This window comes from Acidovorax sp. HMWF018 (genome assembly GCF_003061035.1).
Classification (GTDB): Bacteria; Pseudomonadota; Gammaproteobacteria; order Burkholderiales; family Burkholderiaceae_C; genus Acidovorax; species Acidovorax delafieldii.
Map to the genome: position 1 here is coordinate 31,135 of NZ_QAIM01000406.1, position 26,125 is coordinate 57,259.

23 protein-coding genes and 1 pseudogene are annotated in these 26,125 nt (G+C 66.8%); 13 read left to right on the forward strand and 11 right to left on the reverse strand.

Annotated elements, in window-relative coordinates:
- From DBR23_RS30860 to DBR23_RS16590, 4 genes and pseudogenes are all read right to left on the reverse strand, one after another.
- Positions 1-78: pseudogene (locus DBR23_RS30860) on the reverse strand (electron transfer flavoprotein subunit beta/FixA family protein); the annotation flags it as partial.
- 225 nt (positions 79-303) lie between these two features.
- A complete protein-coding gene (locus DBR23_RS16580; protein ID WP_108498972.1) occupies positions 304-1,632 on the reverse strand; it encodes a mechanosensitive ion channel family protein in 1,329 nt (442 codons plus the stop codon).
- A gap of 11 nt (positions 1,633-1,643) precedes the next feature.
- Positions 1,644-2,435: an enoyl-CoA hydratase gene (locus tag DBR23_RS16585; RefSeq protein ID WP_108498973.1), complete on the reverse strand. Its 792-nt coding sequence runs from the start codon at positions 2,433-2,435 to the stop codon at positions 1,644-1,646.
- 141 nt (positions 2,436-2,576) lie between these two features.
- Positions 2,577-3,482 carry a histone deacetylase family protein gene (locus DBR23_RS16590; protein WP_056058384.1) on the reverse strand — a complete coding sequence of 302 codons (906 nt, stop codon included), beginning with the start codon at positions 3,480-3,482 and terminating at the stop codon, positions 2,577-2,579.
- Between the two features lie 101 nt (positions 3,483-3,583).
- Here DBR23_RS16590 and DBR23_RS16595 point away from each other — a divergent pair, with 101 nt between their 5' ends.
- From DBR23_RS16595 to DBR23_RS16620, 6 genes are all read left to right on the forward strand, one after another.
- On the forward strand, positions 3,584-4,504 hold the full coding sequence (locus DBR23_RS16595; protein WP_108498974.1) for a MoxR family ATPase: 921 nt from the start codon (positions 3,584-3,586) through the stop codon (positions 4,502-4,504).
- A gap of 3 nt (positions 4,505-4,507) precedes the next feature.
- Positions 4,508-5,551, forward strand: a complete 1,044-nt coding sequence (locus DBR23_RS16600; RefSeq protein WP_056058379.1) for a DUF58 domain-containing protein — start codon at positions 4,508-4,510, stop codon at positions 5,549-5,551.
- Positions 5,552-5,676: 125 nt separating this feature from the next.
- The gene (locus tag DBR23_RS16605) at positions 5,677-7,716 is read left to right on the forward strand and encodes a DUF3488 and transglutaminase-like domain-containing protein (protein ID WP_108498975.1); all 2,040 of its coding nucleotides are present in this window, start codon (positions 5,677-5,679) and stop codon (positions 7,714-7,716) included.
- Between the two features lie 141 nt (positions 7,717-7,857).
- A complete protein-coding gene (gene mltB / locus DBR23_RS16610) occupies positions 7,858-8,970 on the forward strand; it encodes a lytic murein transglycosylase B (protein WP_233250509.1) in 1,113 nt (370 codons plus the stop codon).
- A 175-nt stretch (positions 8,971-9,145) separates the two neighbouring features.
- Complete coding sequence (locus tag DBR23_RS16615) at positions 9,146-10,138, forward strand: ABC transporter ATP-binding protein (RefSeq protein WP_056058370.1); 993 nt, start codon at positions 9,146-9,148, stop codon at positions 10,136-10,138.
- 5 nt (positions 10,139-10,143) lie between these two features.
- Positions 10,144-10,905 (forward strand): ABC transporter permease, encoded by a 762-nt coding sequence (locus DBR23_RS16620; protein ID WP_056058402.1) that lies wholly within the window; start codon positions 10,144-10,146, stop codon positions 10,903-10,905.
- A 46-nt stretch (positions 10,906-10,951) separates the two neighbouring features.
- Here DBR23_RS16620 and DBR23_RS16625 read toward each other — a convergent pair whose 3' ends face one another.
- Positions 10,952-12,295, reverse strand: coding sequence for a branched-chain amino acid ABC transporter substrate-binding protein (locus DBR23_RS16625; protein ID WP_108498976.1), 1,344 nt, complete (start codon positions 12,293-12,295; stop codon positions 10,952-10,954).
- Positions 12,296-12,387: 92 nt separating this feature from the next.
- On the opposite strand from DBR23_RS16625, the gene DBR23_RS16630 reads away from it, so the two are divergent.
- Positions 12,388-12,777: an Hsp20/alpha crystallin family protein gene (locus tag DBR23_RS16630; protein ID WP_108498977.1), complete on the forward strand. Its 390-nt coding sequence runs from the start codon at positions 12,388-12,390 to the stop codon at positions 12,775-12,777.
- 156 nt (positions 12,778-12,933) lie between these two features.
- Here the strand turns inward: DBR23_RS16630 and DBR23_RS16635 are convergent, their stop codons facing one another.
- The 5 genes from DBR23_RS16635 to DBR23_RS16655 all read right to left on the reverse strand — a co-directional run bounded on the left by DBR23_RS16635 (position 12,934) and on the right by DBR23_RS16655 (position 19,019).
- Positions 12,934-14,139 carry an ABC transporter permease gene (locus tag DBR23_RS16635; RefSeq protein ID WP_108498978.1) on the reverse strand — a complete coding sequence of 402 codons (1,206 nt, stop codon included), beginning with the start codon at positions 14,137-14,139 and terminating at the stop codon, positions 12,934-12,936.
- Complete coding sequence (locus DBR23_RS16640; protein ID WP_108498979.1) at positions 14,139-14,915, reverse strand: ABC transporter ATP-binding protein; 777 nt, start codon at positions 14,913-14,915, stop codon at positions 14,139-14,141. Before DBR23_RS16640 ends, DBR23_RS16635 begins: the two co-directional genes overlap by 1 nt.
- Positions 14,912-16,300, reverse strand: a complete 1,389-nt coding sequence (locus tag DBR23_RS16645; protein WP_108498980.1) for an efflux RND transporter periplasmic adaptor subunit — start codon at positions 16,298-16,300, stop codon at positions 14,912-14,914. The genes DBR23_RS16640 and DBR23_RS16645 overlap by 4 nt, the downstream gene beginning before the upstream one ends.
- 68 nt (positions 16,301-16,368) lie before the next feature.
- Positions 16,369-17,727, reverse strand: a complete 1,359-nt coding sequence (locus DBR23_RS16650; protein ID WP_108498996.1) for an efflux transporter outer membrane subunit — start codon at positions 17,725-17,727, stop codon at positions 16,369-16,371.
- A 296-nt stretch (positions 17,728-18,023) separates the two neighbouring features.
- The gene (locus tag DBR23_RS16655) at positions 18,024-19,019 is read right to left on the reverse strand and encodes a helix-turn-helix domain-containing protein (protein WP_108498981.1); all 996 of its coding nucleotides are present in this window, start codon (positions 19,017-19,019) and stop codon (positions 18,024-18,026) included.
- Between the two features lie 219 nt (positions 19,020-19,238).
- Between DBR23_RS16655 and DBR23_RS16660 the strand changes: the two genes are divergently transcribed.
- From DBR23_RS16660 to DBR23_RS16685, 6 genes are read left to right on the forward strand one after another with little or no spacing between them, the layout of a single operon-like run.
- Positions 19,239-20,447, forward strand: a complete 1,209-nt coding sequence (locus tag DBR23_RS16660; RefSeq protein ID WP_108498982.1) for an amino acid ABC transporter substrate-binding protein — start codon at positions 19,239-19,241, stop codon at positions 20,445-20,447.
- A 4-nt stretch (positions 20,448-20,451) separates the two neighbouring features.
- Positions 20,452-21,330 (forward strand): branched-chain amino acid ABC transporter permease, encoded by an 879-nt coding sequence (locus DBR23_RS16665; protein ID WP_108498983.1) that lies wholly within the window; start codon positions 20,452-20,454, stop codon positions 21,328-21,330.
- Complete coding sequence (locus tag DBR23_RS16670) at positions 21,327-22,259, forward strand: branched-chain amino acid ABC transporter permease (protein WP_108498984.1); 933 nt, start codon at positions 21,327-21,329, stop codon at positions 22,257-22,259. The genes DBR23_RS16665 and DBR23_RS16670 overlap by 4 nt, the downstream gene beginning before the upstream one ends.
- Complete coding sequence (locus tag DBR23_RS16675; protein WP_108498985.1) at positions 22,252-23,010, forward strand: ABC transporter ATP-binding protein; 759 nt, start codon at positions 22,252-22,254, stop codon at positions 23,008-23,010. The genes DBR23_RS16670 and DBR23_RS16675 overlap by 8 nt, the downstream gene beginning before the upstream one ends.
- A complete protein-coding gene (locus DBR23_RS16680; RefSeq protein ID WP_108498986.1) occupies positions 23,007-23,717 on the forward strand; it encodes an ABC transporter ATP-binding protein in 711 nt (236 codons plus the stop codon). The genes DBR23_RS16675 and DBR23_RS16680 overlap by 4 nt, the downstream gene beginning before the upstream one ends.
- Before the next feature lie 48 nt (positions 23,718-23,765).
- Complete coding sequence (locus DBR23_RS16685) at positions 23,766-25,217, forward strand: aldehyde dehydrogenase (RefSeq protein ID WP_108498987.1); 1,452 nt, start codon at positions 23,766-23,768, stop codon at positions 25,215-25,217.
- 63 nt (positions 25,218-25,280) lie between these two features.
- On the opposite strand, the gene tsaD is transcribed toward DBR23_RS16685, so the two are convergent.
- The coding region (tsaD, locus tag DBR23_RS16690; RefSeq protein WP_233250510.1) for a tRNA (adenosine(37)-N6)-threonylcarbamoyltransferase complex transferase subunit TsaD at positions 25,281-26,125 on the reverse strand (845 nt) is incomplete at its 5' end.

The following is a 26,125-nucleotide window of genomic DNA, read 5'->3' on the forward strand; positions in this document are numbered from 1 at the left end:
TACACCCGTGTTGTCCGACTTCACGCGGACCTTCACGTTGTAGTCCACCACGCGCTTGACAGGGACCAAGACCTTCATTGCTGCGGCTCCTAGAGAGTTGGTTGAATTGACGTTTACGTAAACTAGAACATTCTATGTCGCACTGCAGCGAAAGCGCTACGGAGCCACCACACAGACTGCACAATCATAAAAAAGAACGATCGTGCTTTTTGTGAATTATAGGCGAGTGAACCCGGACAGTGTCTAGAGTTTGCTGTCGCCTGCGCTACCGGGCGCCCGCCGGGGTATCACCCTGCAACCGGATCAACCCGCCGAAGCCGGTGCTGGCGCGGGCGCCCCGCCCGGCGACATCGCTGCAGGGACTGCGCCATCGACCTGCACATGCATGACCCGCTGGGGGTAAGGGATTTCGATCTGGTGGGCCCGCAGCGCACTCAGGATGGCCCGGTTGATGTCCGAGCGCAGTCCCAGGGATCCGTTTTCAGGGTCTGCAATCCAGAAGCCCACGGTGAACTCCAGCCCATCGGCCCCAAAGGCCGACAGCGCGGCGCTGGGGGCGGGGTCGCGCAGCACGCGCGGGCTGACCAGGGCGGCATCGGTGAGCAACTGGGCCACCTTGTCCACATCGCTCTCATAGGCCACGCTGACCACGGTGGACATCCACACGCGCGGGTCTGACAGCGACAGGTTTTCCACCCGCTGGGTGATCAAGAGTTCGTTGGGCACGATGGATTCGCGCCCCGAGGGCGAGCGTATGACGGTGTAGCGGGCATTGATTTGCGTGATGCGCCCCTCGAACGTATCGAGCTTGACGTTGTCGCCGATGCGCATGCTGCGCTCGGCCAGGATCACAAAACCGCTCACATAGTTGGCCGCGAGCTTCTGCAGGCCAAAGCCAATGCCCACGCCGACCGCACCGCCCAGTACCGACAGCGCAGTCAGGTCGATGCCCACCGACGACAAGGCCACCAGCAACCCCACAAACACCAGCAGCGCCCGCACCGCGTTGCTCACCGCCTTGCGCAGCGACAGCTCGGCACCTGTGGCCGAGCGCAGCAGCCGCGACTCGATGGCCGCCGAGATCCACAGGGCAATCAGCAGCACTGCCGCTGCGGTGACCGCCCCTTCGATGATGGTGCGCACCGACAGCGTCGCCCCGCCCACTTTCCAGTGGATCTGGTCCAGCTCGTCCAGCACCAGCGGCAGCAGTCCGGTGACCCACAGCACCATGCCCAGCCACGCCATCCAGGAGATGGAGCGCTCGATGGGCCGCACCCAGGCAGCGTCCGGGTAGGCCACCTGCAGCACCTTCACGCCAATGCGAATGACCACCAGCGCCACCAGCACCGGGATCGCAATCTTGAAAGCCGCCAGCGCCACCCAATGGTGCAGCAGGGTGCGCGCGATGTAGGCCAGACTCAGCAGCACCAGCGGGAACAGCGCGCCATCCACGATCCGCACACCAAACAGGATGGAGCGCGGGTCGCCCCGGCGCAGGCCGCGCTGCAGCAGCGCCACCAGCCCCCAGGCCAAGCCCACGCAGACTGCCAAAACAGCCAGTTCCACCAGCACCGTGGGGCTGAGAAAGGCCTGCACCCACAGGCCCACGTCGTCGAGCATCGGCTTGTCCATCGTGCGGCGCCTCAACGCTTCCAGGCGGGCTGGCGTTTTTCGGCAAACGCACGGGCGCCCTCCTGGGCGGCCGCGTCCATCATGTTGGTGGCCATGGTCTGGCCTGCCAACTGGTAGGCGGCATCAATGCCCAGCTCGCGCTGCTGATACACCAGCGCCTTGCCCATGGCCACGGCCACACGGGGCTTTTGCAGGATGGATTGCACCAGTTGCTCGACCTCGGCATCCAGCGCATCGGCGGGCACCGCCCGGTTCACCAGCCCTTGCGCGAGTGCAGTGGGCGCATCCATGAAGTCGCCGGTGAGCAACATTTCCATCGCCCGCTTGGCGGGCACATTGCGCACGAGCGGCACGCTCGGCGTGGCACAAAACAGGCCGTAATGGATGCCACTGGTGGCAAAACTCGCGCTGTCGGCCGCCACGGCCAGGTCACACTGCGCCACCAGCTGGCAGCCTGCGGCCGTCGCCATGCCCTGAACCCTGGCGATCACGGGTACTGGCAGCTTGTGGATGGTCAGCATCATGCGGCTGCATTGCGCAAACAGCTTTTGGTAGTACGCCAGGTCCGGGTTCGCCGCCATGTCCTTGAGGTTGTGCCCCGCACAGAAGGCCTTGCCTGCTGCGGCCAGCACAACCACGCGCACAGCCTCATCGCGGCCCGCATCGTCCAGCGCCTGTTGCAGCGCAGACAGCATCTCTGCACCCAGCGCATTGAAGCGTGCCGGGTCGTTCAGGGTCAAGGTGACCACGCCGCGCGTATCACGGGTGATCAGCAGCAGCTCGTCAGAATTTGGAATCGTCATGTTGTTTCTCCTGTGCACAGCAATGCGAGGGGCGTTTGAAACAGGCGCGCATGAGGCCAGTGCCACCGTGGAGCTGGCTCCGCCAGGCCACGGGTGGCGCCCCCCTCAGGGGGGGAGACGCCGCAGGCGGCTCAGGGGGAGTCAAAGATCGGCCAGGACCCGCAAATGTGCCTCCACACTGCGCGCCAGCGGCCCCATCACGTAGCCACCCTCCAGGCACGACACGATGCGGCCCTTCGAGTAGCGCCGGGCCACGTCCTTCACGCGCTGGGTAATCCAGGTGTAGTCCTGCTCGGTCAGGCCCAGCTGGCCCATGTCGTCCTCGCGGTGGCCATCAAAACCGGCGCTCACAAAAATCATCTCGGGCTTGAAGGCCTCCAGCCGGGGCATCCACATCATCTCGATGATCTCGCGGATGTCCATGCCGCGTGTGTACGCGGGCACCGGCACGTTGACCATGTTGGGGGCGGGATCGTGGTCGCCGCTGTAGGGATAGAACGGATGCTGGAAGATGCTGACCATCAGCGCCCGCGGGTCATTGGCCAGGATGTCCTCCGTGCCATTGCCGTGGTGCACGTCAAAGTCCACCACCGCCACGCGCTGCAGGTTGTACCGCTGCAGCGCATATTTCACCGCCACCGCCACGTTGTTGAAAAAGCAAAAGCCCATCGCTTTGTCGCGGCAGGCATGGTGCCCCGGGGGGCGCACGGAGCAGAAGGCATTTTCGACCTCGCCCGCCATCACCGCGTCGGTGGCGGCCAGCGCGGCACCCGCAGCACGCAGCGACGCCTTCCAGGTGTGGGCGTTGATGGAGGTGTCGGTGTCAATCTGCGCGTAGCTGGGGCCGCCGGCCATCAGCTCTTCGTTGAGCCGGTCAGACATCCCGCGCAAGGCGGCGATGTGCATGCGGCCATGGGCCAGTTCGATGTCAGCCAGCGAGGCTTCCGGGGCTTCGTAGCGCTCCAGCGCATCCCCTACGCCGGTGACCAGCAAACGGTCTTCAATCGCATCCAGCCGCTCGGGGCATTCGGGGTGGCCCGGGCCCATCTCGTGCTTCCAACAATCCCGATGGGTGAAATAGCCCGTCTTGCTCACAGTCTTGTCCCCGCGTCTCGCATTTTTTGCCGTTTTTCGGATAACGTCGTGCCATGAATGCACAGCACAAGATCAAATCGCTTCTGGATCAGCTTAACACGGTGATCGTGGGCAAAAAGGCCCAGGTTCAGGACTGCGTGGCCTGCCTGCTGGCGGGGGGGCATCTGCTCATTGAGGACGTGCCGGGTGTGGGCAAGACCACACTGGCGCACGCGTTGTCCCACACCTTTGGGCTGCAGTTTTCACGCGTCCAGTTCACTGCCGACCTCATGCCCAGCGACCTGACCGGCGTGTCGGTATACGAACGTGGCAAGGAAGCCTTTGTGTTCCACCCCGGCCCGGTGTTTGCCCAGGTGCTGCTGGCCGACGAAATCAACCGCGCCAGCCCCAAGACGCAAAGCGCCCTGCTGGAAGCCATGGAAGAAAAGCAGGTGTCGGTCGAGGGCGAAACCCGCGCCCTGCCCCACCCCTTCTTCGTGATCGCCACCCAGAACCCACACGACCAGCTGGGCACCTTTGCGCTGCCCGAGTCACAACTTGACCGCTTCTTGATGCGCATCTCCATCGGCTACCCCGACCGCGCCGCCGAGCGCCTGCTGCTGTCGGGCGCCGACCGGCGCGACATGGTGAGCAGCCTGCTGCCCCTGCTGTCCGCCGAAGAACTGGCCGAGCTGCAGCGCCAGGTGCAGGCCGTGCACACCGCAGACCCCCTGCTCAACTACGTGCAGGACCTGATCGCCGCCACCCGCTCGGGCCGCTGGTTCTTGCAGGGCCTGTCGCCCCGCGCGGGCATTGCCATGCTGCGCGCCGCCAAGGCCCAGGCGCTCATCAGCGGGCGCGACTATGTGGCGCCGGACGATGTGCAGGCCGTGCTGCCGCAAACCATTGCCCACCGCCTGGTGCCCGTGGGCGACGCCGGGCGCGGCGCGGTCGAGCAGGTCCGCGCCATGGTCGATGCCGTGCCGCTGCCCTGATCGATGGAATCCGCCGCCCACCCTTCCCTCACGACGACCACGGGCTGGCGCGGCCTGGCCGCGCGGCTCAGCCCCGTGGCGCGCCTTCGCAGGCGCTTCCAGCGCTGGTGGCAGGCACGTCTGCCGCTGTCCGACACGCTGCAGCTCACCCAGCGCAATGTCTACATCCTGCCCACCAGCTCGGGCTGGATGCTGGCGCTCACGCTCGTGGTGCTGCTGGTGGCCTCCATCAACTACCAGCTCAACCTGGGCTACCTGCTGACCTTTTTGCTGGCTGGCAGCGCGGTGGTGGGCATGCACATCTGCCACGCCAACCTGCGCGGGCTGACGCTGCACCTGAAGGCACCCGAGCCACATTTTCTGGGCACCAGCACGGCGTTTGAGATCCAGCTGTCCAGTGATCGCAAGTCGCCGCGTTATGGCATTGCCCTGGCGGTGCACGGCACCGGCAAGGCCGAACACCACTGGGCCTGGACCGACGTGCCCGCCCAGGGCCAGGCCAGCGTGCAGGTGGCCTTCCAGCCCGGGCGCCGGGGGCTGCACCGCGTGCCCACACTGACGGCTGAAACGCGGTTTCCGCTGGGCACCTTCCGCGTGTGGACCTATTGGCGCCCTGCTGCCGAGGTGCTGGTGTACCCCGCGCCCGAGGTGCCGCCACAACCCCTGCCGCCGGGCGAGCCCCGCGCAGGGGGCACGGGCAATGCGCCGTCGCAGGGCATTGGCGAATTCGACGGCGTGCGGGCCTACCGGCGGGGCGACCCGCTCAAACTGGTGGTCTGGAAGAAGGCGGCGAAGTCGCTGGCCACCGGCACCGATGACCTGGTGAGCCGTGACGCGCAACAGGCCCAGCGGCACGAGCTGTGGCTGGACCTGGCCCACGCCGCCTTGCCCAACCATGAGGCACGCGTGTCGCGCCTGACGGCCTGGGTGCTGCAAGCCGACCGCCTGGGCCTGGACTATGGCCTGCGCCTGCCCGGCACCGAGATCGCGCCCGACACGGGGGCCGCCCACCGCCGCCGCTGCCTGGAGGCGTTGGCCCTGTGTTGACCTGCCACTGCCCATTCCTGCCGAATTTGGCCCCTATCGGCTCCAAGCGCATATTCTTATTGCCCTAATAGCTATCAAATAAATAGCATCATGAAATCCATCCTCCCCCGTTCCACCGCGCAGCCATGACCCTGCGTCAGACGCTCAACGCACTGCCGCGCGACGCGCGCGACACGCTGTTCCTGCTCGCCGTGATTGCGTGGGTCATCGCCCCGCAGGTCAACGTGTTGCCTGTATGGGCGAGCCTGCTGGCGGCCGGACTGATGCTGTGGCGCGGCTGGCTGGCCTTCAAGGGCCGCCCGCTGCCGACGCGCTGGGTGCTGGCCGTTCCGCTGGTGATCGCGGTGGCGGGCACGCTGTACACCCACCGCACCATCCTGGGCCGCGATGCAGGGGTGACGCTGATCGTGATGCTGCTGGCGCTCAAGATGCTGGAACTGCGCGCGCGGCGCGACGCGCTGGTGGTCTTCTTCCTGGGCTTCTTCACGATGCTCAGCAACTTCTTCTTCTCGCAGTCGCTGTTCACGGCCGCTGCCATGCTGGTGGCGCTGCTGGGGCTGCTCACGGCCCTGGTCAACGCCCACATGCCTGTGGGGCGGCCACCGCTTTCGCAGGCACTACGCACAGCAGGCACCATGGCGCTGCTGGGCGCGCCCATCATGGCGGCGCTGTTCATGCTGTTCCCGCGCATGGCGCCGCTGTGGGGCATGCCCAGCGACACCATGAGCGGCCGCAGCGGCCTGTCGGGTGTGATGAAGGTAGGCAACATTGCCGAGCTGGCGCTGGACGACACGGTGGCCATGCGCGTGCGGTTTGACACCCCTGACGGCGCCGCGCCACCGCAGAGCGACCTGTACTTCCGCGGCCCCGTGTTCGGCACCTTCGACGGCGTCGAATGGCACCCGGTGTCGCCCCGCCCCGGCGATTACTCGCAGGCACGCGCCAGCACCGTCGCCAATCTGCGCGTGCAAGGCCAGCCCGTGCGCTACGAAGTGACGCTGGAGCCCCACCAGCGCCCCTGGCTGCTGCTGCTGGACGCTGCGGTGGACAAGCCCGCAGTGGCTGGCATGGAGACCTTCATGACGCAGGACCTGCAGTGGCTGACCACCCGCGCCGTGACCGACGTGGTGCGCTACAAGGCCGAGAGTTACACGCAGTTTGCCCATGGCCCCAGCGCCCCCAACGCCGCCCTGCGCACCTATACCGAGCTGCCCACCGGCTTCAATCCCCGCACGCTGGCGCTGGCCCAGCAACTGCGCAACGACCCACAGCTCAACCCCAACCCCGCGCAAGACAACGCCGAGGCGCTCGTCAATGCCGCCCTGAACCGCCTGCGCACTGGCGGATATGTGTACACGCTGGAGCCCGGCGTGTACGGCCAGCACACGGCCGACGAGTTCTGGTTTGACCGCAAGGAAGGGTTCTGCGAGCACATCTCCTCGGCCTTTGTGGTGCTGATGCGTGCGCTCGACATCCCGGCCCGCATCGTCACCGGTTACCAGGGCGGCGACCGCAACCCCGTGGACAAGCTCTGGACCGTGCGCCAGAGCGACGCCCATGCCTGGGCCGAAGTCTGGCTCTCCGGCCGGGGCTGGGTGCGGGTGGACCCCACGGGCGCCGTGTCGCCCGGCCGCACCGGGGCCTTTCAGCGGCTGCGCGCGCCCCAAGGGGCGTTTGCCACCGCCATGGGCACGGTCATCAGCCCGGGCTTGGCGCAGAACCTGCGCGCCGTGTGGGAGGCCGTCAACAACAGCTGGAACCAGTGGGTGCTCAACTACACGCAAAGCCGCCAGCTGGACCTGCTCAAGTCCCTGGGCTTTGAGTCGCCCAGCTGGCAGGACCTGACCATGGTGCTGGGCATCCTGATCGTCGTGGCGGCCCTCGGAGGCATGGGCTGGAGCCTGTGGGAGCGCAGCCAGCACGACCCCTGGCTGCGCCTGCTGGCCCGCGCGCGCCAGCGTCTGGCCCGCGCAGGCATGGCATTGCCCGACACCTTGCCGCCCCGGGCCATGGCCGAGCGGGTGCAGGCACAATTCGGCGCACCCGCTGCGGCGGTGGCCGACTGGCTGCTGCGGCTGGAACGCGTGCGCTATGCCCCCCACCCAGAGGCCGCCCTGGGCGAATTGCGGCGGGAGTTCCGCAGCCTCGCCTGGCCGAAACAGTGAATCACCCCCCTGAGCGGCTGCGCCGCTTCCCCCCAGGGGGACGATGCCCTCGCTGCGGGGCGGCCCTTGCTTGGCATCCCTGGTCTTGGAGCGCGCCGGTATCAGACGCTGCAGGGAGCCACAACATGACGAACCATTGACATGAAGAAGACAGCATCATGGACCACGGCAGCTATATTTTTGATAGCTGCCTGTGCATTACCCGCTGGCGCAAAGCCCGAAAATCAACCCAAACCGGCGGCCCAGAAGGCACATGCCAAAGCCGGCCAGGCCCACCAGGGGCGGGCCAGTGCCAAGGCCCCGGTGCTCTACGCATCGCGCCCTGAGGCCATGGACTTTGCCGACGACCTGGCCACACGGCGGGACCTGGACCGCGAGTGGGTGCGCCAGGCCATTGGGCAGGCTCATTTCTTGCCGCAGGTGCCCCGCCTCATGCTGCCGCCCGCCAAGGGCACGGCCAAGAACTGGCGCGTGTACCGCAGCCGCTTCATCGACCCCATCCGCATCCGTGCAGGCGTGCGGTTCTGGCAGGAGAACCAGGCCACGCTGGAGCGTGCCGAGCGCGAGTTTGGCGTGCCCGCCGAGATCATCGTGGGCATCATCGGGGTTGAGACCATCTACGGCCAGCAGATGGGTACCTTCCGCGTGATGGACGCGCTGGCCACGCTGGCGTTCGACTTTCCCTCCGCCCACCCGCGCGCCAAGGAGCGCACCGAGTTCTTCCGCCGCGAGCTGGAGCAGTTCCTGAGCCTCACCAACCGCAGCAACACCGACCCGTTTGAGCCACGCGGCAGCTATGCCGGCGCCATGGGCCTGGGCCAGTTCATGCCATCGAGCTGGGTGCGCTACGCGGTGGACTTTGATAGCGACGGCCGCGTGGACCTGTTCAAGAGCCCGGCCGACGCCATTGGCTCGGTGGCCAACTACTTCCGGGGCCACGGCTGGACGCCCGGCATGCCCACGCACTTTGGGGTGCAGTTCGACAATGCGCGCCTGCAGCTGGACGACCTGCTCGCCCCCGACATCCTGCCCACCTTCAGTGCCGCCAGCATGTTGGTCAAGGGCGCTGTGCTGGATGCCCAGGGCGTGCAGCACACGGGCCCGCTGGCGCTGGTGGAACTGCAAAACGGCAACGATGCGCCCAGCTACGTGGCGGGCACCGAAAACTTCTACGCCATCACGCGCTACAACTGGTCGAGCTACTACGCCATGGCCGTCATCGAGCTGGGGCGCGAGGTGGCGGCGGCACGCTGACCGCTGCCCCACCGCTGCGAGCCACTCGCCGAACGGCGCAACCCGGGGGTTTCTGCGGGCTCGGAGCCCCCGCCCAGCACACTTGTGCAAGTCAGTCCACAATGCCCGGCTTTGACCGCTTGCACAGCGGCCCGGCCACGGCGGAACGCCCTGGCCCTCCCAGAGAACCCTCCCAATGCCTGCATCACCTTCTCCAGCACCCGACACGGACGCCATCGTCCGTGTACGCGGCCTGAGCAAAACCTACGCCGGCGGCTTTCAGGCACTCAAGAACATCGACCTGGACATCCGGCGCGGCGAGATCTTTGCCCTGCTGGGGCCCAATGGCGCGGGCAAGACCACGCTGATCAGCGTGATTTGTGGCATGAGCAATGCCACGGCGGGGTCCGTCACGGCCGATGGGCACGACACGGTTCGCGACTACCGCGCAGCACGTGCTGCCATTGGCCTGGTGCCCCAGGAGCTGCACACCGACTCGTTCGAGACGGTGTGGGCCACGGTGAACTTCAGTCGGGGCCTGTTTGGCAAGGCCCCCAACCCCGCATACATCGAGAAGATCCTCAAAGACCTGTCGCTGTGGGACAAGAAGGACAACAAGATCCTCGCGCTGTCGGGCGGCATGAAACGCCGCGTGCTGATCGCCAAGGCACTGTCGCACGAGCCCAAGATCCTGTTCCTGGACGAGCCCAGCGCCGGCGTGGACGTGGAGCTGCGCCACGACATGTGGCGCCTGGTGCGGGAACTGCGTGACGCGGGCACCACCATCATCCTGACCACCCACTACCTGGAAGAAGCCGAGGACATGGCCGACCGCATCGGCGTGATCCGCAAGGGCGAGTTGATCGTGGTGGAAGACAAGGCCGTGCTGATGCGCAAGCTGGGCAAGAAAGCGCTGGCCATCACGCTGCAGCAGCCCATGGCGCAAGTGCCCGCACCGCTCGCCCGCTGGCCTCTGGCCCTGAGCCAGGGCGGCACCGTCCTGACGTACACCTTCGACACGCAGCAGGAAGACACCGGCATCGCCGCCCTGCTGCGCGCCCTGACCGAGCACGGCATCGACTTCAAGGACCTGCACTCCAGCGAAAGCTCGCTCGAAGACATCTTCGTCAGCCTGGTGCACCAGGACAAGGTCCCCACCCCTTCGCCCCAGAAAGCGATCCCAGCATGACCGGTGTGAACCTGCATGGCGTGCGCGCCATCTACCGCTTCGAAATGAACCGCGCCTTCCGCACCTGGATGCAAAGCCTCATTGCGCCCGTGCTCACCACCGCGCTGTACTTCATCGTCTTCGGCTCCGCCATTGGCTCGCGCATGGGCGACATCGGCGGGGTGAGCTATGGCGCCTACATCATCCCCGGCCTGCTCATGCTGTCGCTGCTCTCCGAAAGCATCTCCAACTCGGCCTTTGGCATCTACATGCCCAAATGGTCGGGCACCATCTACGAACTGCTGAGCGCGCCGGTCAACTGGGTGGAGGTGCTGCTGGGCTACGTGGGTGCGGCAGCCAGCAAGTCGCTGCTGGTGTCGGTGCTCATCCTGTCCACCGCCCGGGTGTTTGTTCCGTACGAGGTGGCGCACCCCGTGTGGATGGTGGGCTTTTTGGTGCTCACGGCCGTCACGTTCTGCCTGTTCGGCTTCCTCATTGGCCTGTGGGCGGACAGCTTTCAAAAGCTGCAGGTCATCCCGCTGCTGGTGATCACGCCGCTTACCTTTCTGGGTGGGGCGTTTTACAGCATCAGCATGCTGCCACCGTTCTGGCAGACCGTCTCGTTGTTCAACCCGGTGGTCTATCTCATCAGCGGGCTGCGGTGGGCGTTCTATGGCCATGCCGACGTGCACATCGCGGTGAGCACCAGCATGACCTTGGTGTTCATGGCAATGTGCCTCGCCGTGGTGCGGTGGGTGTTCAAGACGGGCCACCGCATCCGGCGCTGAGCGCGATCACCCCGGCCGCCCCGGCCGCCCGGGGCGGACCCACGCATCAGTAACGCTGCATCTGGCAGCTGTGCGGTTGCTGCGCCTTGGCCGCCGCAATCTGCCGCACCACGCGGAAGCCGTAGCCCGAGCCTTCCACGTCGAACTTCACGCCGGGGGCGCCTTTCTTGTCCATCACGCCCACCGCCAAGGCCTGCTGGAACTGGTGGTCGGCCGCGCGCATGGTGCCGCCCTGGCCGGCCAGTTGCACGTTGGCCGACTCCATCTGGCGCGCGACGGCCACCACGTCGGTGCTGCCTGCACGCTCGATGGACTGGGCAAGGGCCTCCACCATCAGCTGCATGCGCATGTGCACGTAGTCGTCCTGCGGCTTGGGAAAGCGTGTGCGGAAGGATTGGTAGAACGCCTCGCTCTGCGCACCCGGCACGTTGGGCAGCCAGTCGGCCACGGCCACCACCTTGCCGATGCCCGCGTCGCCAATCGCGGCGGGAGCGCCCAGCGCGTTGCCGTAGAAGGTGTAGAAGCTGCCCTCGTAGCCTACGTCCCGCGCGGCCTTGACCAGCAGCGTGAGGTCATTGCCCCAGTTGCCGGTGACCACGGCCTGCGCGCCGCTGGTCTTGATCTTGACGGCATAGGGCGCAAAGTCCTTCACGCGGCCGATGGGGTGCAGCTCTTCGCCCACCACGGCCACATCGGGGCGCTGGGCGGCCAGCTGCTTCTTGGCCTCGCGCAGCACGGCCTGGCCAAAGCTGTAGTCCTGGCCAATGAGGTACACGCTCTTCAAGGCCTTGTCCTCGCGCATCACCTCCATCAGCGCGGCCATGCGCATGTCGGCATGGGCATCAAAACGGAAGTGCCAGAAGCTGCACTTCTCGTTGGTAAGGATGGGGTCCACCGCCGAGTAGTTGAGGAACAGCACGCGCTTGTGCGGCTCGCGCTCGTTGTGCTTGTTGATGGCCTCGATCAGCACGGCGGCCGTGGACGATGAATTGCCCTGCAGGATGACCTGCGCGCCATCGTCAATCGCGGCGCGCAGGGCAGACAGGGCTTCTTCGTTCTGGCCCTTGCTGTCGTAGCGCTCCAGCACCAGCGGGCGGGGGCCGCCGCTGCTGGCAGGCAGCTGCACGCCGCCGCGTGCATTCACGCGCTCCATGGCCCAGTAGATGTTGCGGTACACAGCCTCGCCCGTGTTGGCAAACGGGCCCGACAGGCTTTCGATGAGCGCCAGCTTGACCGGCCTGGCCTGGGCCACGGCTGCCGAAGGCGGGGTCTGCGCTTGCGCGGCAGGCACCAACGCCACGGCGCCTGCAAGGGCCACTGCGGCTGCCCAAACGGTGTGACGTAATGCCGCAGCGCCTGATTTCAAGCCCACAGATTGCAATTTATTCATGGCATTTTTCCCTTGAAATGCGGCGTGGCCGCACACACCTCTCTGCCATGCGGCGACCACGTCGAGAGCCGCGCAGTGTATAGGAGTTACCCATGATCTTCGCCCCCGTGATCCGCCGCGCCGCTTATGCCCAAGCCCCCCGTTCCGCCGACTTGGCGCTGCAACGTTTTCTGATGGGCGCGCTGGCACAGCCTGCTGCAGCACCCGCTGCGGGCTGCACCGTGACGCAGGACGAAAAGGCCACCACCCTGCAGCTGGACGTACCCGGCCTGGCCCGCGAACAGCTCTCGATCAGCATTGAAGGCCAGGTGGTGCAGGTGCAAAGCTTGGAAGGCGCACCGCGCAAGGTGCAGCGCGCGTGGGAGCTGCCCACCGAGATTGACGCCAGCGCCAGCACCGCCAAGCTGGAAAACGGCGTGCTGACCCTGACGCTGGTCCGCCTGGAGCCCGTGAGCAAGGCCACCACGCTGACCATTCACTGAAGCCAGCCACTCCCAAGGCGATGGCGCATGACGGCCATCGCTATATTTTCAATAGCAATCAAGGCATGATGCACTAGCGCTTCATGCCTTTTTTGCTTGTTTTTTCTTCCAGGGCACCCGGTCAGGCGCCATTCGGCAGCCAGCCCACGGCCTTGCTCACTCGTGCCGTAGCGCATCGATGGGGTCCATGCGTGCCGCGCGCCGCGCCGGGAAGTAGCCAAACACCACACCGATCCCGGCCGAAAACACAAACGACAGCAGGTTCACCCCGGGGTTGAACAGGTAGGGCACCCCCATCAGCCCCGATAGCGCCAGGGACGCGCCCGTGGCCAGCACGATGCCGATGAGCCCACCCAGCGCGGCCAGCACCACGGCCTCGATCAGGAACTGCAGCAGCACCTCGCGTTCCAGTGCGCCGATGGCCAGGCGCAGGCCGATCTCGCGCGTGCGCTCGGTCACGCTCACCAGCATGATGTTCATGATGCCGATGCCGCCCACCAGCAGGCTCACGGCTGCCACGGCGCCCAGCAGCGTGGTCAACACCTTGGTGGTGCCCGAGAGCGTGTCGGCCAGCTGCTTGGTGTCGAGCACGTTGAAGTTGTCTTCGTCCGAGTCCGACAGCTTGCGCAGCTCGCGGAGCAGTTGCGTGAGGCTGGCCTTGACCCGCTCGGGGTCGCTGCCGTCCTTCATGGACACCAGCAGCGTGTTCACTCGCGTGTTGCCCGTCACGCGGCGCTGCAGCGTGCGCAGCGGCACCAACACGGTGTCGTCCTGGTCGTTGCCAAACGCACCCTGCCCTTTGGACGCCAGCACGCCCACCACCTCACAAGAAAACGCCTTCACGCGCAGCTGGCCGCCCACGGCATCGGCGGTGCCAAACAGCTCGCGCCGCACGGTCTCGCCGATCAGGCAGACGGCGGCACCCGCGCGCAATTCAGCGTCGGTAAAGACGCGGCCCGTGCGCACCGTCCAGTTGCCGGTCTCCAGCCAGGCGTTGGTGCTGCCGATCACACTGGTCGTCCAGTTGCGCCCGCCCACCACGGCGGTGGCGGCGGCGCGCGCCTCGGGCGCCACGGCCAGGATGCCGCCGATCTGCTGCGCGATCACGTCGGCATCGGTGTCCTTGAAGGCCGGGGCGCCCGTGCCGCCGCCGGGCCCCATGCGCTGGCCGGGGCGCACCTGCAGCAGGTTGGTGCCCAGGCCCGAGATCTGGTTCTGGATGGCCAGGGTGGCGCCGTTGCCCAGCGTGACCATGGTGATCACCGCGCTCACGCCGATCACGATGCCCAGGATGGTGAGGAAGGAGCGCATGAGATTGCGCCGGATGGAGCGCAGCGCCAGCAGCAGGGTGTTTAGCAACATCAGTGGCCTCCCGCATCCGAACCGGCCACCGCCGGCTGGGCCGATGCCACATCAGCGTCCAGGCCCTTGGGGTGTGGGTTGGCTGCATCGCTGTCCACCACGCCATCGACAAACCGCACGATGCGCCGCGCGTACTGCGCCATGTCGGGCTCGTGCGTGACCATCAGCACGGTGATGCCGTGGTCGGCGTTCAGGCGCCAGAGCAGTTCCATGATCTCGACACTGCGCTGGGTGTCGAGGTTGCCGGTGGGCTCGTCGGCCAGCAGCACATCGGGCTCGGTGACGATCGCGCGCGCAATGGCCACGCGCTGCTGCTGCCCGCCCGACAGCTCGGCGGGCGTGTGGTGTTCCCAGCCTTTGAGGCCCACCGCTTCCAGCGCACGCGCGGCCGCCGCATGGCGCGTGGTGGCCGACTCGCCCCGGTACAGCAGGGGCAGCTCCACATTCTCTTGCGCCGAGGTGCGCGCCAGCAGGTTGAAGCCCTGGAACACAAAGCCAAAGTAGCGCCGCCGCAGCCGCGCCCGCTCGTCGCGCGAGAGCGACTCCACATGCACGCCCTTGAACAGGTATTCGCCCGTGGTGGGTCGGTCCAGGCAGCCCAGCGTGTTCATGGCCGTGGACTTGCCCGAGCCGCTGGGGCCCATGATGGCCACAAAGTCGCCCTGCGCAATGTCGAGATGAACGCCCTTGAGCGCCTGAAAGGCCAGCGCCCCTTCGCCATAGACCTTGGTCACGCCACGCAGGCGGATGATGGGGGTGTCGCCCGCCACGCTCATGGCTTGGCCCCTGCCGCGCGCTGGTCGGTGATCACGGCCATGCCGGGCGTGAGGCCCTCGCCCGTGACCTCGGTATGGCGGCCATCGCTGATGCCCACCTGCACATCGATGGGCTTGGCGGCACCGTCCTGCAGCACCCACACCTGCCGCGTCTTGCCCGCGCCATCGCCCGCCTCGCCCCCCGCACCTGGTTTGCGTGGACCCGAGCCAGAGCGTGGCATGCGCGGCATGAGCTGCGACATGATGCCGCCACCACTGCCGCTGCCCGAGGCGCCTGGCTTGGCACCACCCGCTCCGGGCTTCGCCTCGGCCCCTGCGGCCTGAGCGGGCGTGAAGCGCAGCGCCGTGTTGGGCACCAGCAGCACGTCCTTGCGTTCAGTGGAAGTGATGGTGGCAGCGGCCGTCATGCCGGGGCGCAGGCTCATGTCGCTGTTGTTCACCTCCAGCCAGGTGATGTAGGTGACCACGTTGTCCGTCTTGGTGGAGCCAAACGAGACGCGCGTGACCTGGGCCGGGTAGCGGCGCGAGGGATAGGCACTGACCGTGAAGCTCGCGTCCTGACCCACCTTGACCGAGCCCACGTCGGCCTCGTCCACGCTCACATCCAGCCGTAGCCGCGTGAGGTCTTCGGCCACGGTGAACAGCGTCACCGCTTGCAGCGAAGCGGCCACGGCGTTGCCAGGCTCCACCGTGCGCGTCAGCACCACGCCGTCGATGGGCGAGCGGATGGAGGCCTTGGACAGGTTGGTCTCGTCGGTGGACAGCGCGGCGCGTGCGTCCTCGACCGTGGCGCGGGCGCTGGTTTCATCGGCGCGGGCGCGGTCCAGCGTGGCGCGGCCTGCGTCCAGCTCGGAGGCCGAGGGCACCTTGCCGCCGGACAGACGGGCCACTTCTTCGAGCCGGCCAAAGTTGGCAATGGCCTCCTTGGTGGTGGCCACGGCCTGGGCCAGGCGGGCCTGCGCCGACGCCAGCGAGGCCCGCGAGCGCAGCACCTGCGATTCGAGCTTGGCGGTGTCCAGCTCCACCAGCAGCTGCCCCTTCTTGACCTTGTCGTTCACATCCACCAGCACGTTGCGCACGGTGCCCGACAGCTCGCTGCCAATGGTGACCGAGCGCGTGGGCTGCAGCGTGCCATTGGCCGACACAGTGAGTGTGAGATTGCCCCGGCGCAGCTCTTCGGTGACATAGGTGGGTGCAGTGCTGGCGCTCTGGCGCGATTGCCAGGCATACAAGCCACCGCCCACCACCGCGAGCGCGGCCACCCCTAGCCACACGGTAGTGCGCTGCCACCAGCGGCGCGGACGGTCAGCCCCCAGCAAGGCGCTCAGGTCGGAGGGGGCGGCTTTGGCGGGTGCAGAAGAAGCGGAAGTGTAGTTATTTGGCATGGGACGTGAATCAGAAAATGGGGGCTGGCAGGCGATGGAGTGGGCGTGAGGAAGGGCTTGTCAGCTGTTCATTCGGCTACCGCCCAGCCGCCGCCCAACGCCTTGTAGAGGCGCACATGGTCTGCTGCGACAGCAGCGGTGGTTGTGGCCACGCTCTCTTGCGTGGACAGCAGCGTGCGCTGCGTCTCCAGCACCGCCTGAAAGTCGATGAGACCACTGCTATAGCGCTGCTGCGCCAGCAGCGCGGCATTGCGGGCGGCGTCTGCAGCGGCCGTGAGACGCTCCAGTTTTTCCCGGTCGCCACGCAAGGCCACCAGCGCGTTCTCCACATCCTGCAGCGCCGTGAGCACGGTGGCTTCGTAGGCCACACGGGCCTGCTCCAGCGCGGCAGACTGCACGCGCACCTGGGCGCGGGCGGCGCCACCATCCAGCAGCGGGATAGACACGCTGCCCAGCAAGGCACTGGTTACCGCACTGCCCCCCGACAACGCGCCCAGCGTGAGGGCACGCAGGCCCAACGAGCCTCCAAGGGAGAAGCTGGGGTAGCGCGCCGCATCGGCCTGCGACACGCGCGCCAGGGCGGCTGCAATGCGCTGCTCGGCCGCACGCACATCGGGGCGTTGGCGCAGCGTCTCGGCCGGGATTGCCAGCGCCAGTTCTGCGGTGGGCTGCGGCACGGGCGCGCTGGCGGCCAGCTTTGCATCCAGGGCACTTGGCACCTGGCCTGTCAGCACGGCCAGGCTGTAGCGCGACTGCGCCAGGCTGGCTTCCAGGCTGGGAATCTGCGCGGCGGTCTGCTCGGCCGCTGCACGGGCCTGCTCGGTGACGAGCGAGGTGGTGAGCCCGGCCTGCAGGCGCCACTGCGTGATCTGCAAGGTCTCCTGCTGGCTGGCCAGGTTGCTGCGCGCAATGGCCAGGCGCTGCTGCAGCCCGCGCAGCTCGATGTAGTTAACGGCCACCTCGGCGGCCAGCGATACCTGGACGTCAGCCAGGCTGGCCTCGGCCGCGCGGGCGTCAGCCTCGCTGGCGCTCACGCCGCTGCGCAGGCGGCCAAACACATCGGGCTCCCAGCTCGCATCAAAACCGGCCTGGAAGGTGTTGCCCGTGCTGTTGCTGGCCCGGCTGCGCTGCGCCGAAGCCGATGCACCTACGCTGGGCAGCAGGCCGGCCGACTGCACATCCACCTGCGCACGCGCCTGCTGCAGCGCGGCCTGGGCGGTGCGCACGCTGCTGTTGGCGCGCAAGGCTTGCTCGACCAGCGAGGTAAGCACCGCATCGTCAAACCGCTGCCACCACTGGGCCAGGGATGTAGCCGTAGCCCCTTGCGCTGTGCCGTTGCCCCCCGCAGACCAGGCCGGGGGAACGGCCACTGCGGGCAATGCGCGATCCGTGGGTGCCAGGCTGGCACACCCGGCGGTGGCTAGCACGCACAAAAACAAAGCCGTTTGCCTCCACGGCACAGCACGCAAAGGTTGCGCTGCGCGGGCAGTGGGTGTGCCGGTAGAGGCAAGTGGGAGAAAACGCATGGGCAATGGCTACGCAGGGGAAAACTCCATTGTGAGCAGCGATTGCGCCAACAACGTACCCACTGGGTCAAGCCCGCGTAAAGAATTGATGCAAGGCAAAGGTCACGCCACTGCATGCCGATGCATACGCATGCGCAGAACGGGTGAGCATGCTTTACCGCGCAGACGGCCCCACACGCAAGGGGCCGGGGTGCCGCTCAGTGCGCGAGCCGCGACTCGTCCCGCAACAGCACCACCGGCGCCAACGCGCGGGCCCGGTATTCGCTGGGGCTGCACCCCATATGCGAGCGGAACGCGCGGCTGAAATGCGCGCTGTTGCTGAAGCCCCAGGACAGCGCAATGTCAGTGACCGAGCGCTGCGCATGCGCCGGGTGGCGCAGGTCGCGCAGACAGGCCTCCAGGCGGCGGCGCTGGATCATGGCGGCCAGGGTTTCCTCGTCATCGGCCACCGCGTTGTACAGGTGCCGCTTGCTGCAGTTGAGCGCCTGGGCCATGCGGTCGATGGTGAGGTCGGGGTCGCCCAGGTGCCGGTCGATGTATTGGCTGATGCGGTCACGCAGGGCCTCACGCTGCGACAGCAGGCTTTGCTGCCCGTTGCGCTCCAGCAGCGACAGCTGCACCAGGTGCGTGATCACATCGGCCACGCCATCGGCGGCGGCGTCGGACATGGTGGGCAGCTCGGCAAACGCGGCGCGCATGGTGTCCCATGCCAGTCGCGACACGCCACTGGTGCCCGAGAAGCGCTGCACCATCAGGTCATCGAGCTTGAGCTTGCGCTCGGGCAGTTGTTCCTTCGGGATCATCAGCACCATCTGGCGCACGGCCTCGGGGTTGCTCACGGCATAGGCGCGCGTGGTGTCGTACACGCTCCACTCACCCGGCGACAACCATACCTGGCGACCGTTCTGCTCGAAGCACGCGCGCCCTTCGAGCTGGGCCACCACCTTGATGTAGGCCCGGTCGCTGCCCCGAATGAGGCTGGGGGTGCGCACCACGCGGTGGCGGCTCACGTCCAGCTGGCACAGGTTCACATAGCCCGCCTGGCCCGAGGTGATGTGGCCTGCAAAGGCATCGTCACCAAACGCGTCGGACTCCAGCCCGCCAATCAGGCGCCACACCGCATCGCCCCACAGGTGCAAGCGGTCGCGCGCAGGCACGGCGTCGGTGGATACCTCGGTCAGGGGATGGGCCATGGTGTCTCCAGTGCGGGTTGCGCAAGCCTGATGGCTATGCGGCTGAATTATCGGACGCCCCGTTACCCCGTGCCACCGAGGGAAATCCGGGTAAACCCGCTGCCGCCTGCACGCTGAGGCAAGCGTTTTGTGCACGCTGAGCGCAGCGCGCATGAACGCGTCTGCCTACGATTCCCGGCACGGCGTGCACCACGCAGGCCCCATCCGAGGAGACACACAATGACAGCACACCAACCCTCCAAGCGCCAGTGGATCAAGGGCGCCGCCGCAACGGTCGGCACCCTGGCCGTGGCACCCCAGCTGTGGGCCCAGGGCAGCAGCGCGGCACCCGTGCGCATCGGCTACGCCATCGCCCGCACCGGCCCCTGGGCGGCCGGTGCCCAGGTGAGCCAGGAGCCCAACTACCTGCTGTGGGCCGAGCAGGTGAACGCAGCGGGTGGCCTGAGCGTGAAGGGCACCAAGCGCCCCATCGAACTCATTGGCTACGACGACCGCAGCGAGACCGAGACCTGTGTCCGCACCTACGAAAAGCTCATGGGCAGCGACAAGGTGGACCTGATCCTGCCGCCCTGGGGCTCGGGCGCCAACTTCGCCATCGCGCCGCTGGCCAACCGCTTCGGCTACCCGCTGCTGGCACCCACGGCGCTGTCGCGCAAGCTGATCGACATGAACCTGCCCTACTTCTTCTCGCTGCTGCAGCAGCCCGACAAGATGATGGGTGCGCTGGTGGACATGCTGGTGGCCAACAACGTCAAGACCATTGCCATCGTCTACATGGACGATCTGTTTGGCCTGGAGAACTTCGCCGCGCTGAACAACGCCCTCAAAAAGACCAGCATCCAGGTGCTGGAGCGCAAGAGCTACCCGCTGGGTGTGAAGGACCTGGCGCCCGTGCTGCGCGGCATCAAGGACCAGAACCCCGACGCCTTCATCGGCATCACCTACCCGCCCGACACCATCCTGGCCAGCCGCCAGGCGCGCGAGGTGGGCCTGAACCCCAAGTTCTTCTACGCCTCGGTGGGCACGGCCTTCCAGCTCTACAAGAACGTGATGCAGGCCAACACCGAAGGCGTGATCGGCATGGGCTCGTGGAGCGTGAAGACCAGCCCCGAGGCCAAGGCGTACTTCGACGCCCACGTGAAGAAGTTCAACAAGGAGCCCGACCGCTGGGCCAGCGGCCATGCCTGGGCAGGCTTGCAGATCCTGCAACAGGCCGTGGAGAAGGCGGGCCTGGACCGCAAGGCCCTGCGCGAGCACATCGCCAAAAACGAGTTCCAGACCATCCTGGGTGGCATCCGCTTCCAGGGCAGCGAGAACGCGTCCATCCCCGGCACGGTGAGCCAGTGGCAGGGCAGCGACTTCGAAGTCGTGTGGCCCAAGGACCGTGCCACGGCGCAGTTGAACACCGCGAAACCAGCCTGGAAATAACAAAGTGTCTCTGACTTCCTGGGCCGAACTGGTCGCCAGTGGCCTCATTACAGGCGGCATCTATGCGCTGGTGGCCATGGGCCTGAACCTGCAGTACGGGCTGATGCGCATCATGAACATCTCGCATGGCGAGTTCCTGATGCTGGGCGCCTTCCTCACCTGGTCCGCGCACACCCTGTGGGGCATCTCGCCGCTGCTGCTCATGCCGCTGGCTTTCATCGCACTGTTTGCGCTGGGCGTGGTGGTGCATGCGCTGTGCTTCAAGCGCCTGGCCGCCCGCGCACCCAATGTGGATGTGTTCGAGGCGCGCAGCCTGATGGTGGGCTTTGGCCTCATGTTCCTGGTGCAGAACACCGCCCTGCTGATCTGGGGCGGCGATCTGCGTGGCTATGAATACCTGGCCGACCCGGTGCAGATTGCAGGCATGCGCTTCACTGAAAACAAGCTGGTGCTGTTTGGCGTGGCACTGGCGCTGTCGGCCGCGCTGATCGCGCTGCTCAAGCTCACGCTGCTGGGCAAGGCGGTGAGGGCGCTGATGCAGTCGCCCACGGGCGCGCAGCTGGTAGGTATCAACACGCGGCGCCTGCACCCGATGATGTTTGGCATTGGCCTAGGCCTGTCGGGCGTGGCGGGTGCGCTGCTGTCCATGACGTATGAGATTTCTCCGTCGATGGGTGAGCCCTACACCGTGACGGCGCTGATCGTGATCACGCTGGGCGGCTTTGGCAGCCTGGCAGGCAGTCTGGCCGGTGGCTTGCTGCTGGGCGTGGTCGAGGCTTTGGGTATGCACTTCAGCAGCCCGTCTCTCAAGATGTTGCTGAGCTATGCAGTGTTCATCGGCGTGCTGATCTGGCGCCCCAACGGTTTGTTTAGCAAGAAATGAAACTCCTCCATTCCAACAAGCCCTGGCTCGCACTGGCAGCGGGGGTGGCCGTGGTCGCCACCTTGCCCTGGCTGGTGTCCGAGTTCGCCACCTCGGTGCTGCTCAGCTGCCTGATGTACATCGCGCTGGCCACCAGCTGGTCGCTGTTCTGCGGTGCCACCCGCTACCTCTCACTCGCCACGTCGGCTTTCTTCGGCATTGGTGCGTACACCAGCGCCACGCTACTGGGCGTGCTGCCCTGGCCGCTGGTGATACTGAGCGGCGCACTGATCGCCTCCATCGTGGCCGTGGTGATGGGGGCTGCCGTCCTGCACCTGCGCGGCACCTACTTTGCAGTGCTCACCTTCGGCATGACGGAGTTGATCCGCCATGCCGTCACCTTTGTCGAAAAGCAGGTCTCTGGCACCGTGGGCCGCGTGCTCACGGTGGTGCCCAGCAACGAGACGGTTTACCTCACGGTGCTGCTGATCGCGGCGGCGGCCATTGCCACCGCCATTGCCATCCAGCGCAGCCGCTTTGGCCTGGCGCTGTCGGGCATCGGCGCCGACGAGCAGCGCGCCCAGACGCTGGGCGTGGACACGCGCCTGGCCAAGATCGCAGGCTTTGGCATCACCGCCGCCTTTGCAGGCGCCGTGGGCGCGGCCATGGCCGTGCGCTGGACCTACATCGAGCCCGCAGCCGTGTTCAGCCCCTTTATCGGCTTCCAGACGGTGCTGATCGCGTTGATTGGCGGCGCGACCAGCATTGGCGGCCCCATCCTGGCGGCCATCGTGTTCAGCCTGCTGGCCGAAACCCTGCGCCTGCAGCTGCCTTACGGCTACATGATGGTGTTGGGCCTGCTGCTGATTCTGTGCGTGATGTACTTGCCCAATGGCCTGGCCACGCTGTGGCAACGGCGCAAGCCTGCTGCGGAGGCGCACCATGGCTGAAGCACTTTTGACCATTGACAGCGTGACCGTGCGCTTTGGTGGCCTGACTGCCGTGGATGGCGTGAGCGCCACGCTGCACACGGGCGAACTGATCGGCATTATCGGCCCCAACGGTGCGGGCAAGACCACATTCTTCAACGCCATCTCGGGCGTGCAACCGCCTACCTCGGGCACGCTGCACTGTGGTGCCGACAACCTGACCGGCAAGGGCCCGCACCACTATGCGGCCCACGGCATTGCTCGCACCTTCCAGACGCCGCGCGTGTTCCCCGACATGACGGTGCGCGACAACGTGCGCTTTGGCATGCAGTTCGCGGGCCGCCACCGCCAGGGGCCCGAGGGCCTGCGCAGCGAGGAGGAAATCCTCGCCATGCTGGGCCTGGCGCACCTGGCCGACCGCCCCGCCGCCGACGTGACGCCGTCGCAGCAGCGCCTGCTGGAGATCGGCATGGCCCTGGGCACACGCCCACGCCTGTTGTTGCTCGACGAGGTGGCTGCGGGCCTGACCGAGGCCGAGGTGGACGCCATGGCCCAGCGCATCCGCCGCCTGCGCGACGACTGGGGCCTGACCGTGGTGTGGATCGAGCATGCGGTGACCACGCTGCTCAAGTACGTAGAGCGCGTGCTGGTGCTGCACCAGGGTCGCAAGATTGCCGACGGCACACCCGCCGAGGTGGTGCGCGACCCGCAGGTGATCGAGGCCTACCTGGGTGACGAAATGGCAACCAACAGCGAAGGAGCCACGGCATGAGCGGCGCACACCTCGCCGTGCAGAACCTGACCACGGGCTACCACGGCTTTCAGGTGCTGCAGGACCTGACGCTGGAGGCCGCGCCCGGCATCACCGTCATCGTCGGTCCCAATGGCGCTGGCAAGACCACGCTGCTCAAGGCGCTGGCCGGGCTGCTGCCCCGCACGGGCACCGTAGCGCTGGACGGCAGCGACCTGCCCGCAATGAACGCCACCGCCTGCGTGCAGCGCGGCCTGGCCCTGGTAGCCGAGGGCCGCCAGCTGTTCCCGCAGATGACGGTGACCGAAAACCTGGAGCTGGGCGGCTGGCTGGTGCCTTCACGCGTGCGCGCCGAGCGTCTGCACCAGGCGTTCGAAGACTTCCCGCGCCTCAAGGAACGCGCCACGCAGCTCGCCGGCACCATGAGCGGCGGCGAGCAGCAGATGGTGGCCGTGGCCCGCGCCATGATGAGCGGCCCGCACCTCTTGATGCTGGACGAGCCCTCGCTGGGCCTGGCGCCGCGCATGGTCGATGAGCTGCTGGCCATCGTGCAGCGCATCGCCGCGCAAGGCGTCACCGTGCTCATGGTGGAGCAGAACGTGCGCAAGGCGCTGCAGGTGGCCCAGCGCGGCTATGTGCTGGAACGCGGGCGCATTGTGGCGTCTGGCGGAGCCTCTGACTTGCTGAAGTCCGACGTGGTGCGCCAAGCCTATCTGGGCGTGGCCTGAATACCTTCCCCCCTTTTTTTCATCTGTTCTTTTTAGGAGCTTTCATCCATGACTGCCATTGCCATGTTGATCAACGGCGAGCGCGTGCAAGCCACCGGCGGCGCCACGTTTGAGCGCCGCAACCCGCTGGACGGATCGGTCGCCACCACGGCACCCGCTGCCAGCGTGGCCGACGCCAAGGCCGCTGCCGACGCAGCCGCCAAGGCCTTCCCGGCCTGGTCCGCCCTAGGCCCCAACGCGCGCCGCGCGCTGCTGCTCAAGGCAGCACATGCGCTGGAGGCCCGCACGGCCGACTTTGCGGTGGCCATGGCGGCCGAGACCGGCGCATCGGGCATGTGGGCGGGCTTTAACGTGCACCTGGCTGCAGGCCTGCTGCAGGAAGCCGCAGCCCTGACCACGCAGATTGCAGGAGAAGTGATCCCGTCCGACGTGCCCGGCAGCCTGGCCATGGGCGTGCGCCAGGCCGCAGGTGTGGTGCTGGGCATTGCACCGTGGAATGCGCCGGTCATCCTGGGTGTGCGCGCCATCGCCACGCCGCTGGCATGCGGCAACACGGTGATCCTGAAGGGGTCGGAGCTGTGCCCCGCCACACACGGCCTCATCATCGAAGCGCTGCAGGAAGCTGGTTTGCCTGCTGGCGTGGTGAACTTTGTGACCAACGCTCCGGCGGATGCAGGCGCTGTGGTCGAAGCCATCGTGGCCCATCCGGCAGTGCGCCGCGTCAACTTCACCGGCTCCACCAAGGTGGGCCGCATCATTGCGCAGACCTGCGCCAAGTACCTCAAGCCCGTGGTGCTGGAACTGGGTGGCAAGGCCCCGCTGCTGGTGCTGGATGACGCGGATATCGACGCCGCCGTGGCGGGCACCGTGTTTGGGGCATTCGCCAACTCGGGCCAGATCTGCATGTCCACCGAACGCATCATCGTGGACAACGCCGTGGCCGACGAGTTTGTGGCCAAGCTGGGCGAACGCGCCAAGGCCCTGCCCCTGGGCGACCCGCGCAAGGGCCCGGTGGTGCTGGGCTCGGTGGTGGACATGGCCACGGTGCATCGCTGCAATGCCCTCATCGACGACGCACTGTCCAAGGGCGCCACGCTGGTCTGTGGCGGCAAGAGCGACAGTACCTTAATGCAGGCCACGGTGCTCGACCACGTGACGGCCGAGATGGACATCTACCGCGAAGAATCGTTCGGCCCCGTCAAACCCGTGGTGCGCGTGAATGGTGTGGAAGAAGCCATCGCCTGCGCCAACGACAACGAGTTCGGTCTGTCCTCCGCCGTGTTCAGCCGCGACGTGGCCAAGGCGTGGAACGTGGCGGCACGCATCGAGTCGGGCATCTGCCACGTCAACGGCCCCACGGTGCATGACGAAGGCCAGATGCCTTTTGGCGGCGTGAAAAGTTCGGGTTACGGCCGCTTTGGCGGCATGGCCGGTGTACGTGAATTCACCGAACTGCGCTGGATCACGGTGCAGACCACGCCGCGCCACTATCCGTTCTGAACATCAAAAAAGATAGCGCCTAGCGCATGATTTACCTGCGCCAGGTGCCACTTTTCTTCAAAATCACACGGTGATGGCATCCAGCGGCCAGCGCGGCTTCACGTCAAAGGCGTAGTGGGTGTTGGCCTGCTGCTGCCCCGCCTGCAGCCGCATGGCCGCTGCCATGGCAATCATGGCGCCGTTGTCGGTGCACAGGTGAAGCTCAGGGTAGTGCACGCGCACCTTGGCCGCAGCGCAGGCCGCATTGAGTTGCGCACGCAGGTGCCGGTTGGCCCCTACGCCACCGGCGACCACCACACGTTTCAGGCCGGTCTGCTTGAGCGCGGCCAGCGTCTTCTTCACCAGCACTTCGACAATCGCGGCCTCGGTGCTCGCCGCCAGGTCGGCCTTGCGTGCTTCCAGCTCATCGCCCAGCTTCTTGGCCTGCGTGAGCACCGCTGTCTTGAGCCCGGCAAAAGAGAAGTCGAGATTGCCACTGTGCAGCAGCGGGCGTGGCAGCTTGAAGGCCGTGGCATCGCCCTGCTCAGCCAAGCGCGACAGCGCAGGGCCACCGGGGTAGCCCAGGCCCATGAGTTTGGCGGACTTGTCAAACGCCTCGCCAGCCGCATCGTCAATGGTCTCGCCCAGGATCTCGTAGCGGCCCACGCCATCCACCCGCATCAGCTGCGTGTGGCCGCCCGAGACGAGCAGGGCAACAAAAGGGAACTCTGGCGGGTCGGCGCTGAGGAAGGGCGACAGCAGGTGCCCCTCCAGGTGGTGCACGCCCAGCACCGGCTTGTTGAGCGCTGCACCCAGCGCGCAGGCCACGCCAGCGCCTACCAGCAGCGCACCCGCCAGGCCCGGGCCGCGCGTGTAGGCCACCACGTCCACATCGGCCAGCGACTGGCCAGACTCGGTAAGCACCTGCG